Annotated in this window: 15 protein-coding genes; 11 read left to right on the top strand and 4 right to left on the bottom strand. The window is 40.5% G+C overall.

Annotated elements, in window-relative coordinates:
- Window positions 1-65: 65 nt before the first annotated feature.
- The 4 genes from coaE (at window position 66) to rhlB (ending at window position 2,513) form a co-directional block, all read left to right on the top strand.
- The gene (gene coaE / locus AC979_RS03245) at window positions 66-686 is read left to right on the top strand and encodes a dephospho-CoA kinase (RefSeq protein ID WP_049372836.1); all 621 of its coding nucleotides are present in this window, start codon (window positions 66-68) and stop codon (window positions 684-686) included.
- Complete coding sequence (gene yacG / locus AC979_RS03240) at window positions 679-885, top strand: DNA gyrase inhibitor YacG (RefSeq protein ID WP_005695505.1); 207 nt, start codon at window positions 679-681, stop codon at window positions 883-885. Before coaE ends, yacG begins: the two co-directional genes overlap by 8 nt.
- Window positions 882-1,163 (top strand): GNAT family N-acetyltransferase, encoded by a 282-nt coding sequence (locus AC979_RS03235; RefSeq protein WP_049357723.1) that lies wholly within the window; start codon window positions 882-884, stop codon window positions 1,161-1,163. The genes yacG and AC979_RS03235 overlap by 4 nt, the downstream gene beginning before the upstream one ends.
- A 90-nt stretch (window positions 1,164-1,253) precedes the next feature.
- Entirely contained in the window at window positions 1,254-2,513 is a 1,260-nt protein-coding gene (rhlB, locus tag AC979_RS03230; RefSeq protein ID WP_049372923.1) for an ATP-dependent RNA helicase RhlB, read from the top strand.
- A 41-nt stretch (window positions 2,514-2,554) separates the two neighbouring features.
- On the opposite strand, the gene mreD is transcribed toward rhlB, so the two are convergent.
- The 4 genes from mreD to AC979_RS03210 all read right to left on the bottom strand — a co-directional run bounded on the left by mreD (window position 2,555) and on the right by AC979_RS03210 (window position 7,211).
- Window positions 2,555-3,043, bottom strand: a complete 489-nt coding sequence (gene mreD / locus AC979_RS03225; protein ID WP_049372835.1) for a rod shape-determining protein MreD — start codon at window positions 3,041-3,043, stop codon at window positions 2,555-2,557.
- Entirely contained in the window at window positions 3,043-4,107 is a 1,065-nt protein-coding gene (mreC, locus tag AC979_RS03220) for a rod shape-determining protein MreC (protein WP_049372834.1), read from the bottom strand. The genes mreD and mreC overlap by 1 nt, the downstream gene beginning before the upstream one ends.
- 86 nt (window positions 4,108-4,193) lie before the next feature.
- Entirely contained in the window at window positions 4,194-5,249 is a 1,056-nt protein-coding gene (locus AC979_RS03215; protein ID WP_014064069.1) for a rod shape-determining protein, read from the bottom strand.
- 171 nt (window positions 5,250-5,420) lie between these two features.
- Window positions 5,421-7,211 carry an ABC transporter ATP-binding protein/permease gene (locus AC979_RS03210; RefSeq protein ID WP_049372833.1) on the bottom strand — a complete coding sequence of 597 codons (1,791 nt, stop codon included), beginning with the start codon at window positions 7,209-7,211 and terminating at the stop codon, window positions 5,421-5,423.
- A gap of 165 nt (window positions 7,212-7,376) precedes the next feature.
- Between AC979_RS03210 and AC979_RS03205 the strand changes: the two genes are divergently transcribed.
- The 7 genes from AC979_RS03205 (at window position 7,377) to AC979_RS03175 (ending at window position 15,224) form a co-directional block, all read left to right on the top strand.
- Window positions 7,377-9,029 (top strand): putative transporter, encoded by a 1,653-nt coding sequence (locus AC979_RS03205; protein WP_049372832.1) that lies wholly within the window; start codon window positions 7,377-7,379, stop codon window positions 9,027-9,029.
- 152 nt (window positions 9,030-9,181) lie between these two features.
- Entirely contained in the window at window positions 9,182-9,490 is a 309-nt protein-coding gene (gene rsfS / locus AC979_RS03200) for a ribosome silencing factor (RefSeq protein WP_049367137.1), read from the top strand.
- 39 nt (window positions 9,491-9,529) lie between these two features.
- Window positions 9,530-9,997 (top strand): 23S rRNA (pseudouridine(1915)-N(3))-methyltransferase RlmH, encoded by a 468-nt coding sequence (gene rlmH, locus AC979_RS03195; RefSeq protein ID WP_049372831.1) that lies wholly within the window; start codon window positions 9,530-9,532, stop codon window positions 9,995-9,997.
- A 15-nt stretch (window positions 9,998-10,012) separates the two neighbouring features.
- Complete coding sequence (mrdA, locus tag AC979_RS03190; RefSeq protein ID WP_049372830.1) at window positions 10,013-11,989, top strand: penicillin-binding protein 2; 1,977 nt, start codon at window positions 10,013-10,015, stop codon at window positions 11,987-11,989.
- Window positions 11,989-13,104 (top strand): rod shape-determining protein RodA, encoded by a 1,116-nt coding sequence (gene rodA, locus AC979_RS03185; RefSeq protein WP_049364923.1) that lies wholly within the window; start codon window positions 11,989-11,991, stop codon window positions 13,102-13,104. Before mrdA ends, rodA begins: the two co-directional genes overlap by 1 nt.
- 53 nt (window positions 13,105-13,157) lie before the next feature.
- Complete coding sequence (locus tag AC979_RS03180; protein WP_005699977.1) at window positions 13,158-14,018, top strand: septal ring lytic transglycosylase RlpA family protein; 861 nt, start codon at window positions 13,158-13,160, stop codon at window positions 14,016-14,018.
- An 18-nt stretch (window positions 14,019-14,036) separates the two neighbouring features.
- Entirely contained in the window at window positions 14,037-15,224 is a 1,188-nt protein-coding gene (locus AC979_RS03175) for a D-alanyl-D-alanine carboxypeptidase family protein (protein WP_049369508.1), read from the top strand.
- The last annotated feature ends 76 nt before the right edge of the window (window positions 15,225-15,300 follow it).

Genomic DNA, 15,300 nt, shown 5'->3' with positions numbered 1-15,300 from the left:
AAAATATTATGTTTAAGAAGTGGATGTAAAACATCCTCCTCTTAAATCAAGTAGCAAGGAATATCATGACTTATATTGTAGGATTCACTGGCGGCATCGGTAGTGGAAAAAGCACGATTGCAAATCTCTTTGTTGAACTTGGTGTACCCATTGTTGATGCGGATATAGTGGCAAGAGAAGTGGTTGAAAAAGGCTCACCGCTGCTTGCTCAAATTGCTGAGCACTTTGGAAAATCAATTCTGACTGAAGTGGGCGAATTAAATCGAGCTGAACTACGAAAAAAAGTATTTGCAGACGAAAATGAAAAAAACTGGCTCAATCATTTATTGCATCCTGCTATTCGCGAAAGAATGTTAGCGCAGTTAAATGCTCAGACCGCTCCCTATACTTTGTTTGTCGTTCCACTGCTTATTGAAAACAAGCTCACCACGCTTTGCGATCGCGTACTTGTTATTGATGTTAAACCTGAAACTCAACTCGCTCGTGCATCATCTAGAGATCATAATAATATTCAGCAAATTCAAGCTATTATGAATGCACAAGTCAGCCGAGAAGAAAGATTAAAATGGGCGGATGATATCATTTCAAATGATGCAAAATTGCCAGAAAACTTACCGCACTTAAAACAAAAAGTGCTAGAATTGCACCAATTTTATTTAAGTGAATCGAGAAAAAAAGATGTCTGATGAAATTTTTGAAGTCCCTTGCCCGACATGCCAAAAGCCCGTGCCTTGGACACAGGAAAGTCAATTTCGCCCTTTTTGCAGTAAACGTTGCCAACTCATTGATTTAGGCGAATGGGCTGCAGAAGAAAAAGCCATTCCAAGTGATACTGCTGATTTTGCCATGGATCCCAATCTCAGTGATGAATGGAGTATCAAATGAGTCTTCAGCATCACGATAATGGTAAACAGGGTGAGTTTTTCTTACTCGATGAGCAAGGCAAGAAAATCGCGAAACTCACCTATTTTTATGAAACACCCGATACCATTAATGCTAATCACACGTTTGTTGATGATTCTCTTCGTGGACAAGGTGTGGCAGACAAACTCTATCAAGCCTTAATTCATTTTATCCAGGCTAAAAAGCTGACATTACACCCAACTTGTAGCTATATTGCAAGAAAATGGGAACGAACCCAATCTTCTCAATCCCAAGCTTAAACCTATTAATAAGCATTTTATTTTTAAGGATATTTTTCCGACTTCGTGGTATCCTTAGCCCCATTTATTTCTGAGAACCTGTTATTTATTATGCAAGAAAATTATTTAAGTCAGCAGCGGTTTGCTGATCTTCCATTACATCCTATCGTACAAAAAGCCCTACAAGACAAGGGATTTGAATATTGCACCCCTATTCAAGCGTTATCGTTACCTATTACCTTACAAGGAAAAGATGTTGCTGGCCAAGCGCAAACCGGCACTGGTAAAACAATGGCATTTTTAACGGCAACATTTCATCATTTATTAACGCATCAACCTGATTTTGCTACCAATCAACCTCGCGCATTAATTCTTGCTCCAACCCGTGAACTGGCTGTACAAATTAATCATGATGCAGAATTATTAGCAAAAACAAGTGGATTACGAACCGCACTGGCTTATGGTGGTGATGGCTATGATAAACAACTTAAAGCGATTGAAGCCGGTGTGGATATTTTAATTGGTACCACTGGTCGTGTAATTGACTACGTGAAACAAGGGATTATCCGTTTAGATGATATCCAAGTCGTAGTATTGGACGAAGCGGATCGTATGTTTGATTTAGGTTTCATTCGTGATATTCGTTATTTATTACGTAAATGTCCTTCTCCGCAAGAACGACTCACCATGCTCTTTTCTGCAACGCTCTCTTACAAAGTACGAGAACTTGCCTTTGAAGATATGAATTCCCCAGAATACATTGAAATTGAACCAGAACAAAAAACGGGGCATCGAATTAAAGAGGAACTGTTCTATCCGTCAAATAAAGACAAAATTCCTCTCTTGCTCACGTTAATGGAAGAGGAATGGCCAGAGCGTTGCATTGTTTTTGCGAATACTAAACATAAATGTGAAGAAATTTGGGGCTATTTAGCCGCAGATGGTCATCGAGTGGGATTGCTCACGGGTGATGTAGCACAGAAAAAACGTCTTTCATTGCTCAAACAATTTACCGATGGGGAACTCGATATTCTCGTCGCAACCGATGTTGCCGCACGTGGGTTACATATTCCAGATGTGACACACGTCTTTAACTTTGATTTACCTGATGATCGAGAAGATTACGTTCACCGTATTGGCCGTACTGGTCGAGCGGGTGAAAGTGGTGTATCTATCAGCTTTGCTTGTGAAGAATATGCGATGAATTTACCGGCAATTGAAGAATACATTGGGCATTCTATTCCCGTCAGTCAATATGACCCGAATTCATTGATTACTGATATTCCAAAACCTTATCGTTTAAAACGCAATCCTACGCCTCAAACGAGAAATACTACGACAAGAAAAACAAACTATCGTCGTAAAAACTAAAAAGAAAAGCTGATGAATATCTTCATCAGCTTTTTTTATGATTAATGCAATCCGACTCGTCGGCGTGCAGTGCGCATCAATAAGAATACCCACGGCCATAACACGCCTGATGCGATGGCGCCAAAGATTTCCTGCCAGTTAAAAAATGCCCCATGTAAAGAGAATTCAACCAAGAAAATAGCCACTCGAATGGCAAAAACGAAAAGAAGGACCAATAAACTTTGAAACCAAAGGGAAAGATTGCGCAACATTAAGTAATATTTGGAAACAAAATAGAAGGCGATAGAAAGCACTAATGCATGCACGCCTAGAATAGAGCCTAGCACAATATCCCATAAAACCCCGAGTAAAAACGCCCAACCAATGCTTACTCTATCAGGTAAAGCAAGGCTCCAGTAAAGCAAGACTAAAATCAACCAAGAAGGTTTAAAGGCTTGAAAGCCTGCTGGCCATGGTGCTAACTCCATCACTAATGCTACAACAAAGAAGCATAAAATGGTCGCCCATTGAAAAATAAAACGCCCTTGCATTAGTCTTCATCCCTATGTTCTTGTTGATCTGGAGAAACCGGTTCCTCTTGTTGAGGCATTGTGGTTGGAATTTCAGGATCCACGATTTCTTTTCCTGTATGCGGTTGAGTGCTATCCGCTTGGTCATCCGTAATTTTGGTTTTACTCACAGAATGTGTCGCTTCATGGGCTTGGCTTTCTAAACGTTGCTGTACTAAACGACGCACTTCTTCTGGTGACATGGATTTCACTTTCGACATATCAAGATTGCTCGGCCAGAGTAAAAGTAAATAACGTAAACGATCTAATTCAGCTAAAGGTTTCGCTTTCACTGTTGCAAAATAATTAGAACCATCGCGAGACACACTTTGTACAACTGCCACCGGATAGCCTTCTACAAAGCGACCGCCTAAACCGGAAGTTACCAATAAATCGCCTTTTTCAATATCCACGGAACGAGGTACATTATCTAAGGTAAGTTCATCGGAGTGTCCTGTACCACTTGCGATCACGCGCACATCATTACGTAAAACTTGCACTGGGATAGAATGGGTTACATCCGTTAAAAGCAAAACTCGACTGGTGTTCTCGCCGACAGATATAATCTGCCCAATCATTCCTTTTTCATCAATCACGGGCTGACCAACATAAGCCCCATCACGTTCCCCTTGATTAATCACCACTTGCTGACGATAAACATCAGTTTCAGCAGTAAGCACTTCAGCAATTTTTTTGTATTCATCGGTGCGTAAAGGCGAATTAAGCAGCAAACGAAGACGTTGGTTTTCTACTTTGAGTTGATCCAATAATAAAAGATCAGCATTTTTCTCACGCAATTGCTCACGCAATACTTTATTTTCAATAAGCAGTTTATTGGTATCAACCAAGTTGCTTGATACCCCATCTAGAACTGTTCTTGGCCCATTCGCAAGGTAATACAATCCTCCAACGGCAGTTTCCATCACACTACGCGCCTTTGTCATTGATGAGGTTTGTCCATCAACTAAAATGAGTGTCATCGAAGCAATCACCGCTAATGCAAGTCGGATACCTAATGGTGGTGCTTTACCAAAAATGGGTTTCATTCACTGTCCTAGGATTAAAAGGAAAAGTGCGGTCAAAAAATCAGACGAATTAAAAACGCCGATTTTTCTGACCGCACTTTTAGAGATTAAATTTCGTCGCTAAAAATATCGCCGCCGTGCATATCAATCATTTCGATTGCTTCACCGCCACCACGAGCTACGCAAGTTAATGGTTCTTCAGCGATGATTGCTGGTACGCCACATTCTTTTGATAACAATACATCAATGTTGCGTAATAAGGCACCACCACCCGTTAACACCATACCACGTTCAAAAATATCCGCTGCGTGTTCTGGTTGGCATTCTTCAAGCGCTGTGCGCACCGCTGCAACAATACCATTTAATGGTTGTTGAAGAGCTTCTTGTACATCACGAGAGGTTAATTTAAATGAGCGAGGCGCACCTTCAGCAAGGTTATGACCGTGCACTTCCATTTCTAAAATTTCATCACCTTCTTGAATATAAGCTGAACCAATTTCGTGCTTGATACGCTCTGCAGTTGGTTCACCAATCACAGAACCAAAAGTACGACGAACATAAGAAATGATGGCTTCATCAAAACGGTCACCACCGATACGTACCGAAGATGAATACACGATACCGTTTAAAGAAATCACTGCCACTTCAGTGGTACCACCACCGATATCAATCACCATTGAACCGATCGCTGTAGAAACCGGCAAGTTTGCACCGATTGCTGCCGCCATTGGCTCTTCAATTAAATAGACTTCACGTGCACCTGCACCTAATGCTGATTCTTTAATTGCGCGACGTTCAACTTGAGTTGCACCAGCCGGTACACAAACGAGTACGCGCGGGCTTGGACGCATGAAGTTACCGCTATGTACTTGTTTAATAAAGTATTGCAACATTTTTTCAGTCACAGAGAAATCGGCAATTACACCATCTTTCATCGGACGAATTGCGACAATGCTTTTTGGTGTACGACCAAGCATTTGTTTTGCTTCTTTACCTACTGCCGCAATGCTTTTGTATGCGCCCATACGGTCTTGACGAATTGCCACTACTGAAGGCTCATCAAGTACGATACCTTGGCCTTTCACATAAATTAATGTATTTGCTGTACCTAGATCGATAGAAAGATCGTTTGAAAATAAACCACGAATTTTTTTGAATAACATAAGAATTCCGTCATTAGTTTGGTGAAAAATCACTCATTTCTGAGCATAGAAAAAAATTGTGCTAAATGTACCAAAAAATCGAGCTTGATAACAGGATTTTTTGCCTTGATCCTCTACACTTACCTCGCTATTTTTTCTAACAAGGTAAGTGCGGTCAATTTTAGTGGTATTTTATACCTGATTTTGGTCAGTGAATTGCCACTTACCGTTACCTAAAATCATCAATTGCTGCTGATGGAAAGCTTGCAAGGTTGAACGATGCCCCACACTGATAACTGTTGTATTAGGTAAGCGTTCTTTTAACAGACGATACATCGAATCTTCTAAACCTTCATCCATACTCGCCGTGGCTTCGTCCAGAAAGGCGACTTTCGGTTTGTGTAACAGCAAACGAGCAAAAGCCAAACGTTGTTGCTCACCTAGCGAAAGAATTCGTGTCCAATCTTGCTCTAGATCTAAACGATCTTGTAAATGCCCTAAAGACACTTGTTTTAACACCTCAATCATCTCATCACGATTAAAGTCCTTTTCTTCATTCGGATAAGCCAGTGCCGTTAACAAACTACCTTGCGGTAAATAAGGCTTTTGCGATAAGAAAAGTTGGTGAGCTGGACAATATACATCTCCTTCGGAATACGCCCAAAGCCCTGCTACAGTTCTCAACAACGTGGTTTTACCCACGCCTGAATTACCTTGAATTAATAGGGTTGAACCTTGTGGCAACGTCAAATTTAAATTCTCAATTAAGGTTTTTCCAAATGGATTACTGATGCTCAAATCCTTAAAGATCACGTCAGTTTCATGTTCGTGTAAATGGGAAGTAGATTGACGATTTGCCATATCAATCGCATAACTAAAGCCCGTTAAACGATCTAATGTGGCTTTGTATCCGGCAAAACCATCGTAAGAATTACGGAAGAACGAAAGATTTGAATGCAACTTACCAAATACTTGTAGCGTTTGCATCAGATCGCCGAGTTTAATTTGTTTCTCAAAATAACGCCCCACTTGAATTAACAAAGGGAACACAACAGAAACTTGGCTTACTACTAGGTTAAAACCAGAGAATTTTAAGGTTCGATAAACAATATCCCACATGTTATTGATCACCGCACCGAATTGTTTATAAAGTTGGCTGCTCTCAACTTTCTCACCCGCATAAAATGCCACACTTTCCGCATATTCTTTGATACGAATTAAAGAATAACGATAGTTAGCGTTTAAGCGTTCGTTGACGAAATTCAGCATAATTAACGGACGCCCTAAACGGAATGCAATCGCGGTAGTGATAATCACATAAGCAAATACCAAGAACACCATCATGCGTGGAATTTCAGTACCAAATACCATCATTGGTCCCGCTAATCCCCACAATAAGATCGTATAAGAAATCATGGAGGTGACGGCATCTATCACCCCAGTACTTAAAGAGAGCGTGGTTCGCACATAGGATTGCACATCTTGTTGAATACGTTGATCGGGGTTATCTAAGTTAGCGGAAACATACTGCGTTTTGTAGTACGCGCGATTATTCATCCATTTATCGACTAGCTGACCATTCAACCATTCGATCCAATCAATAGAAAAACGTTGCTCTAAATAATAACTTAGCAATGCAGCAATCACTGAGCTTGTCGCAATCACACAAAACAGCACCATTTGATCCCAAAACACAGGTTCATTAAATTCCTGCAAGGATGTGTACATATTGTTATACCACTCAGAATGGACCAAGCTAATACGCACACTGACTAATGTCATCGCTACAATTAATAAGAAAAATAGCAAAGGTTTAATACTTCGACGTGGTGAAAGATACCCACCCGCAAATTGCCAAAATTGTTTACCCCAGTGGGTAAAACGGACTAATAAGAAAATACCAAAGCTAAACACGACAGCCGTCATCGCTAGTGTTTTTACTATCCATAAAAGCGAATTAATGGCCTCTTGAGCGTAATCCATAATCAACCTATAAAATCAAAAAAGTGCGGTCATTTTAGGCGGTGTTTATTTTTAAGCAAGAAAAAATGTGATGGAGATAACATTTTTTGACTTTGTCACAAGCGAGTAAGAAATCTAATTGATATAATCCAAAATAGTTAAATTTTTAATAAATTAGAGGTCGGTATGAGTGAAACTGCGATTACCATTAGTTTGCTTGCCCTCGTCGCCGTGATTGGCCTATGGATCGGGCATTTTAAAATTAAAGGTGTGGGTCTGGGTATTGGGGGCGTGCTATTTGGTGGGATTTTAGTTGCCCATTTTACCACTCAATATGGCATTAAATTAGATAGCCATACATTACATTTCGTGCAAGAGTTCGGCTTAATTCTGTTTGTTTATACGATTGGTATTCAAGTGGGCCCGGGCTTTTTTGCTTCCTTACGGCAATCAGGCTTAACCTTAAATGGGTTAGGCATTTTAATCGTTGCACTTGGTGCAGTGGTGACAATTCTCATTTATAAGCTTGCGGATATTCCTCTTGATGTCGCGCTTGGTATTTACTCTGGTGCGGTAACCAATACCCCATCTCTCGGTGCGGGTCAGCAAATTCTTTCTGAATTAGGTATGTCGCAAACGACGTCTAACATGGGGATGGCCTATGCAATGGCTTATCCTTTTGGAATTTGTGGTATTTTACTTTCTATGTGGCTTATTCGTCTTTTCTTTAAAATTAAAGTGGATGAAGAAGCAGCAAATTTTGAAAAAGAAAGTGGTCATGACAAAGAAGCACTCAAAAGCATGTCTCTGAAAGTCACCAATACTAATCTCAATGGTATCCATTTGATTGAAATTCCAGGTTTTGATGATGAAGATGTCGTCTGCTCTCGCTTGAAACGAGGTGAGCTTGTTATTGTGCCGAAAGCAGATACCGATGTTCAACTTGGGGATATTTTACATTTGGTCGGCAATCCTGAAGGCTTGAAAAAAATGCACCTTATCATTGGGGAAGAAGTTGATATCCCGGTAGCAAGCTTGAGTGGCGAAATTCGTTCTGAGCGAGTGGTCGTCACCAATGAAAAAGTACTCGGAAAACAAATTCGTCATCTTGGTATTCATCAAAAATATGGTGTAGTCATTTCGCGTTTAAACCGTGCAGGTGTGGAATTGGTGCCAACTGCCCATACTACCCTTCAATTTGGTGACGTATTGCACATGGTTGGTAAAACCGACATTCTAAACCAAGCCATTTCAGTTATTGGTAACGCGAAACAAAAACTACTTCAAGTTCAAATGTTACCAGTGTTTATTGGGATTGGCTTAGGGGTATTACTCGGCTCCATTCCTTTCTATATTCCAGGTTTCCCTGTGGCATTAAAATTAGGGCTAGCAGGAGGACCGTTAGTCGTCGCATTGATCTTGGCTCGGATTGGGTCTATCGGAAAACTCTACTGGTTTATGCCGCCGAGTGCGAACTTGGCATTGCGCGAAATTGGTATTGTGCTCTTCCTTGCTGTAGTCGGTTTAAAATCTGGCGGTAGCTTTGTGGACACACTCACCAATGGTTCCGGTCTTGAATGGATGGGCTACGGTATTTTCATCACCCTTGTACCATTAATGATTGTAGGTATCATTGCACGTTTATATGTAAAATTAAATTATCTTTCTCTTTGTGGCCTGTTATCTGGTTCGATGACGGATCCACCAGCGCTTGCTTTCGCCAATGAACTGAAAGAAGGAAGCGGTGCCGCTGCACTCTCCTATGCGACAGTCTATCCGCTCACCATGTTCTTACGGATCATTTCACCGCAATTGTTAGCGATTCTTTTATGGGTTTAATACCCTTTCAAACTTGGGGCAGAATAGCTGCCCCAATATTCATGCTAAGCACTATGACTGCCATAAAACAATTCAAATAAAATCAGCCCCAAGCCTACCCCTTTCCCTCATTCAATGATAGAATTCATCGCTTTATTTAAATAGGAAAAGAAATGTCATTAGTTGAATTTGTAATTGATAAACTCGATGATTTAAAAGGCACCGAAATTGTGCACTTTGATGTAAAGGGCAAATCATCGATTACTGAAAATATGATTATTTGTACCGGTACATCTAGCCGCCAAGTCGCCGCTATGGCCGATAACCTTATCGCAGAATGTAAAAAAGCCGGTTATGAAACCTTTGGTGAAGAAGGTCGCAATACCGCAGATTGGATCGTGGTTGATCTCGGTCAAACCATCGTTCACATTATGCAGCGCGATGCACGTGAAATGTATCAATTAGAAAAACTTTGGGCATAAAGTGCGGTCAATTTTGATGGTGTTTTAAAAGGGAAAAGGATGAAAATCACATTAATTGCAGTGGGCACCAAAATGCCGGCTTGGGTTACCACCGGATTTGAAGAATACCAACGTCGTTTTCCTAAAGACATGCCTTTTGAACTCATTGAAATCCCTGCAGGTAAGCGTGGCAAAAATGCGGATATTAAACGCATCTTAGAACAGGAAGGCAAAGCGATGCTCGCGGCTTGCGGAAAAGGCAAAGTAGTCACATTAGATATCCCTGGCAAACCTTGGACAACACCACAACTTGCTGAGCAATTAGAGAGTTGGAAAAATGATGGTCGTGATGTGTGCTTACTCATTGGCGGGCCCGAAGGCTTATCCCCTGAATGCAAAGCGGCAGCAGAACAAAGTTGGTCACTTTCACCACTCACACTTCCCCATCCGTTAGTGCGAGTTGTCGTGGCAGAAAGTTTATACCGCGCGTGGTCGCTGACGACAAACCACCCTTATCATAGAGAATAACGTATTACATTACCGATGAATTTAAAAAAATTCTTTTCTGCACCAACCAATGAACCGATCCGCGATAAAAAAGCGGAGCGGAACTTGTTTGCGCGTCGAACATTGGTCGCATTCATCGGTATTTTAGCCCTAAGTGGTGTGCTATTTGCTAATATTTACCATCTCCAAGTGGTGAATTACGACATGTATCAAACTCGCTCTAATGGTAACCGTATTAAATTACTTCCGCTTCCTCCTACTCGAGGATTAATTTACGACCGTTACGGCGAATTACTGGCTGAAAACCTCACTTTTTTCGGTTTATATATCGTGCCGGAAAAAACGGAAAATTTAGACCGCACTTTTGAAGAATTGCGCTATGTTGTAGGACTCACTGATGAAGACATTGAGCATTTCAAAAAAGAACGTCGTCGTGGTACACGCTATACGCCGATTTTACTCAAGCCTAGCCTAACGGAAGAACAAATTGCCCGTTTTGCGGTAAATCAGTATAAATACCCAAGCCTTGATGTACGTCCTTATTTCAAACGAAATTACCTATATGGCGAAGCCATGACTCATATTTTGGGTTATGTTGGACGCATTAATGACCGAGATGTTGAGCGCCTAAAAAAAGAAGAAAAATTTGCTAACTATTCCGGTTCCACGGACATGGGGAAACTGGGTATTGAACGTTATTACGAAGAACAACTCCATGGTACAACCGGTTTCGAAGAGGTTGAAATTAATAACCGTGGTAAAGTTATTCGTAAACTACGTGAACAACCAGCCACCGCGGGGAAAAGTATTCATCTGACTATCGATTTTACCCTTCAACGCTATATTATGTCGCTCCTTTCAGGCCAAAAAGGCGCTGTTGTTGTGCTTGATCCGAAAGATAATAGCGTATTAGCGATGGTTTCAACACCAAGCTATGACAATAATTTATTCGTCGATGGCATTTCTTCTAGTGATTACAAACGTTTACTCGAAGATCCAACTCGACCACTTTACAGTCGTGCGACACAAGGTGTGTACCCACCTGCCTCCACGGTAAAACCATTCGTTGCTGTTGCGGCATTAACTGAAGGGGTGATTACGCCTAATACCACAATTTTTGACCCAGGCTACTGGACATTGCCAAACTCAACAAAACGTTTCCGAGATTGGAAAAAAACAGGGCATGGTTATACGGATTTAAACAAAGCCATTACTGAATCATCAGATACCTTCTTCTATCAAACCGCCTTTAATTTAGGTATTGATCGTTTCTCCATGTGGATGAAACGTTTTGGGTTTGGTATGCCAACAGGTATTGAAATTCAAGAAGAAGCCACGGCCAATATGCCGAGTAAAGAATGGAAACAAAAACGTTACAAAAAACCTTGGGTACAAGGCGATACAATCTCTGTGGGGATTGGTCAAGGTTATTGGACAGCGACACCATTACAAGTGGCAAAAGCGACCTCTATTGTGGTCAATAACGGTAAAATTCATACGCCACATTTAATGAAATCAGTTGAAGGTGCCACCATTGAACCGTATCAAGACCCGCTTTTATATGAAGATATTACCGAGCCGAAACAAGCTTATTGGGATGCGGCTAAGCGCGGGATGTTCAATGTGGTAAACTCAGGTGCAGGGACAGGACGAAAAGCCTTTATCGGCACAAATTACCATGTAGCAGGAAAATCGGGTACCGCACAGGTATTCAGCTTAAAAGAAAACCAAAAATATAATGCAGCGGGATTGAAAAAAGAACTCCATGACCATGCTTGGTTCACGGCTTACGCGCCTTATGAAGATCCGAAATTAGTTGTCACCATTATTTTAGAAAATGCGGGTGGCGGTTCAAGTAATGCGGCACCAATTGCACGGCAAATTATGGATTTCTACTTGAATAAACGCTTGCCACAAATTGAACGTCAAGAAAATGCTGAAAAAGAGAAAAAGACGGACCAAACTGATTTAGATGCGCCAGCACTAGAATCTCAACCAAGTGAGAATGAATAATGGAAGAAAAAGTGCCTTTATGCTTGCGATTATGGCAACGCTTACATATTGATTTTTTATTATTTATTGGATTAGCCGCTATTACGGCTTATGGCATGCTTGTGCTTTATAGTGCATCAGGCGCCAGTGAAGTCATGTTCCAAAATCGTATTATTCAGGTCATATTAGGTTTTGCTGTGATGATGATTATGGCGCAACTTCCTCCTAAATTTTATCAGCGACTCGCCCCTTACTTATATTTGGTGGGTTTTATCATGCTGATTTTGGTTGATGCTATCGGTACAACCAGTAAAGGGGCACAACGTTGGTTAGATCTTGGATTTATTCGCTTTCAGCCTTCTGAAATTGTCAAACTCGCGGTACCATTAATGGTCGCGGTATATTTAGGTAACCGTCCATTACCACCGAAAATGAGCGAAACCTTTATTGCTATCGCCATGATTATTGTGCCAACTTTACTTGTGGCTATTCAACCAGACTTAGGTACATCAATTCTGGTTAGTGCATCAGGCTTATTCGTGGTATTCTTAGCAGGGATGAGTTGGTGGCTTATTCTTGCTGCAGTAGTTGGCTTAGCGGCATTTATTCCTATCATGTGGATGTATTTAATGCATGACTACCAACGCATGCGTGTATTAACTTTACTTGACCCCGAGAAAGATCCACTTGGGGCGGGTTACCATATTTTGCAATCCAAAATTGCTATCGGTTCAGGCGGTATATCTGGCAAAGGATGGATGCAAGGGACACAATCCCAATTAGAATTTTTGCCTGAACCACACACTGATTTTATTTTTGCCGTGATGAGTGAAGAACATGGAATGGTCGGTTTTCTTATTCTGATGGCAATTTATTTGTTTATTATTATCCGTGGCTTAATCATTGCGGTAAATGCAGAAACCTCTTTCGGGCGTATTCTTGCTGGTGCAACCACACTGATATTCTTCGTTTATGTCTTCGTGAATATTGGTATGGTGAGTGGCATTTTGCCTGTTGTAGGGGTGCCTTTACCACTCTTTAGCTACGGCGGTACCTCATATGTCGCCATCATGGCAAGCTTTGGTTTAGTGATGTCCATTCATACTCACAAACCTCGCTTTATGAAAGGGAACTAATTTCCCTTTTGGCTTTCTTATGAAGAGCACCGATAATCTTGAAAGTAATAAGTATGACATTAAAAAATATCTTAAAAACGACCGCACTTTTCACCTTGATAAGCAGCTCAAGTTTTTCTGCTTTTGCCGATACGCAAAAAATGTATGGTATTCAAGGGGATTCGCTGTCGATTACTACGACCGTTCAAGCGCCACAAAGCTATGAAGTGAATGGTAAAACATATACCACACAAGGTGATGAGGCAAAGTCCTATTCAAAAGAAGGGACAGCAAGTTATTACCACCATAAATTTAATGGTCGTAAAACAGCTAATGGTGAACGCTATGATTCGGCACTTTTCACTGCCGCACATAAAACCTTACCTTTGAATTCTTATGCGGTTGTTACAAACTTACATAACAATCGCAAGGTGATTGTGCGAATTAATGATCGTGGTCCGTTTAGTGAGAAACGTATCATTGACTTATCTCATTCTGCCGCAAAAGAATTAGGCCTTATTGCTCGTGGTACAGGGCAAGTAAGAATTGAAGCTTTACATGTGGATCACAAAGGTCAAATTTCAGGTGCGGGAGCAAAAACGCTTGCCAAGCATGCTAAAACGCAAGAAGCCAGTGAGCGTTTAGTCGTCAATAAAAATAGCGAAAAAAAAAATCAAAACTTAGACAGCACAAACGATGCAAAAACTGTTTTCAAGCTAAAACTACTAGCGCTGTCGTCAAAAAGCCAAGCAGAAAGCATCATCACAAAACTCGCGTTAGATGACATCAAAACGGAAATTAACCAAAATGGGCAAAACTATGAAATCCATTTTGGCCCATTAGCGGATCAAGCGGATATTAATCAATTAAAAACAAAATTACAAAAAACGATCAATGGGCAACCCGTAATCGTTTATACTTATAAAAACCAATAAGCTATTAAAGGAAATGCTATGTTAAAACAATCTGCAAAATTGAAAAAAATTGTACTCTTCTCGGGATTAATAGCAGCGTCAACATTTGCTGCCGCTGAAGATATTCAATACGGTATCGCAGTACCGGAAGTGAATGCGCAAACTTATGTTTTAATGGATTACAATTCTGGTGCGGTACTTGCATCACTTAACCCAGACCAACGTCAATACCCTGCTTCATTAACAAAAATGATGACTAGCTACGTAGTTGGTGCAGCATTAAAACAAGGTAAAATCCATAATGAAGATATGGTGACAATTAGCGAAAGCGCTTGGGGTAGAAATTTCCCTGATTCGTCAAAAATGTTCTTAAATTTAAATCAACAAGTGTCAGTGGGTGATTTAAACAAAGGGATTATCATTGTTTCTGGTAATGATGCCTGCGTTGCTGTAGCTGAACATATTTCGGGTACCGTGGCTAACTTCGTTGATACCATGAATAAATATGTTCAACAATTTGGCTTAAAAAATACTAACTTCACCACACCACATGGTTTAGACGATCCAAACCAATATTCAACTGCACGTGATATGGCGATTATTGGTGCACATATCATTCGTGATTTACCGGAAGAATATAAAATCTACGCAGAAAAAGATTTTACTTTCAACAAAATCAAACAACCTAACCGTAATGGCTTATTATGGGATAAAACCATTAACGTTGATGGTATGAAAACCGGACACACAAGCCAAGCAGGTTATAACCTTGTCGCATCAGCAACAAGTCCAAACAATATGCGTTTAATTTCTGTTGTAATGGGTGTACCAACCTATAAAGGCCGTGAAGTAGAAAGTAAAAAACTCTTACAATGGGGTTTTGCTAACTTTGAAACCTTAAAAACTCAAAAAGCAGGTGAAGAAATTTCAAAACAATCTGTTTACTACGGTGATAAAGGTGACGTTAAACTTGGTGTATTAGAAGATGGTTTTATCACTGTGCCAAAAGGTAAACAAACTGACTTAAAAGCACGTTATGAATTAGATAACAAATACTTACAAGCACCTTTAGCAAAAGGTCAAGTGGTGGGTAAAATCGTTTATCAATTAGATGGCAAAGATGTCGCTACCGTAAATCTTCAAGCATTAGAAGATGTACAAGAAGGCGGCTTCTTAGGTAAAGGTTGGGACTGGTTAGTGTTAACAGTTAAAGGATTATTTGACTAAACACCTTGAAAATTAACCGCACTTCCCCATTTATATCACATCAATAAATTCGTAAGGTGTGTGAATTTAGCTGATT

The organism is Parahaemophilus parainfluenzae (assembly GCF_001053575.1).
Lineage (GTDB): Bacteria > Pseudomonadota > Gammaproteobacteria > Enterobacterales > Pasteurellaceae > Haemophilus_D > Haemophilus_D parainfluenzae_S.
Note: the sequence above shows the minus strand (reverse complement) of the source record. Positions and strands in the feature narration are given on the sequence as shown.

Excerpts from the sequence above, each read along its gene's own strand:
- rlmH (WP_049372831.1), top strand. The coding sequence starts at position 9,530 with ATGAAAATCACATTAATTGCAGTGGGCACCAAAATGCCGGCTTGGGTT.
- AC979_RS03210 (WP_049372833.1), bottom strand. The coding sequence starts at position 7,211 with ATGGATTACGCTCAAGAGGCCATTAATTCGCTTTTATGGATAGTAAAA.
- rhlB (WP_049372923.1), top strand. The coding sequence starts at position 1,254 with ATGCAAGAAAATTATTTAAGTCAGCAGCGGTTTGCTGATCTTCCATTA.
- AC979_RS03205 (WP_049372832.1), top strand. The coding sequence starts at position 7,377 with ATGAGTGAAACTGCGATTACCATTAGTTTGCTTGCCCTCGTCGCCGTG.
- mrdA (WP_049372830.1), top strand. The coding sequence starts at position 10,013 with ATGAATTTAAAAAAATTCTTTTCTGCACCAACCAATGAACCGATCCGC.
- mreC (WP_049372834.1), bottom strand. The coding sequence starts at position 4,107 with ATGAAACCCATTTTTGGTAAAGCACCACCATTAGGTATCCGACTTGCA.
- mreD (WP_049372835.1), bottom strand. The coding sequence starts at position 3,043 with ATGCAAGGGCGTTTTATTTTTCAATGGGCGACCATTTTATGCTTCTTT.
- AC979_RS03175 (WP_049369508.1), top strand. The coding sequence starts at position 14,037 with ATGTTAAAACAATCTGCAAAATTGAAAAAAATTGTACTCTTCTCGGGA.
- rsfS (WP_049367137.1), top strand. The coding sequence starts at position 9,182 with ATGTCATTAGTTGAATTTGTAATTGATAAACTCGATGATTTAAAAGGC.
- AC979_RS03235 (WP_049357723.1), top strand. The coding sequence starts at position 882 with ATGAGTCTTCAGCATCACGATAATGGTAAACAGGGTGAGTTTTTCTTA.
- AC979_RS03215 (WP_014064069.1), bottom strand. The coding sequence starts at position 5,249 with ATGTTATTCAAAAAAATTCGTGGTTTATTTTCAAACGATCTTTCTATC.
- coaE (WP_049372836.1), top strand. The coding sequence starts at position 66 with ATGACTTATATTGTAGGATTCACTGGCGGCATCGGTAGTGGAAAAAGC.
- rodA (WP_049364923.1), top strand. The coding sequence starts at position 11,989 with ATGGAAGAAAAAGTGCCTTTATGCTTGCGATTATGGCAACGCTTACAT.
- yacG (WP_005695505.1), top strand. The coding sequence starts at position 679 with ATGTCTGATGAAATTTTTGAAGTCCCTTGCCCGACATGCCAAAAGCCC.
- AC979_RS03180 (WP_005699977.1), top strand. The coding sequence starts at position 13,158 with ATGACATTAAAAAATATCTTAAAAACGACCGCACTTTTCACCTTGATA.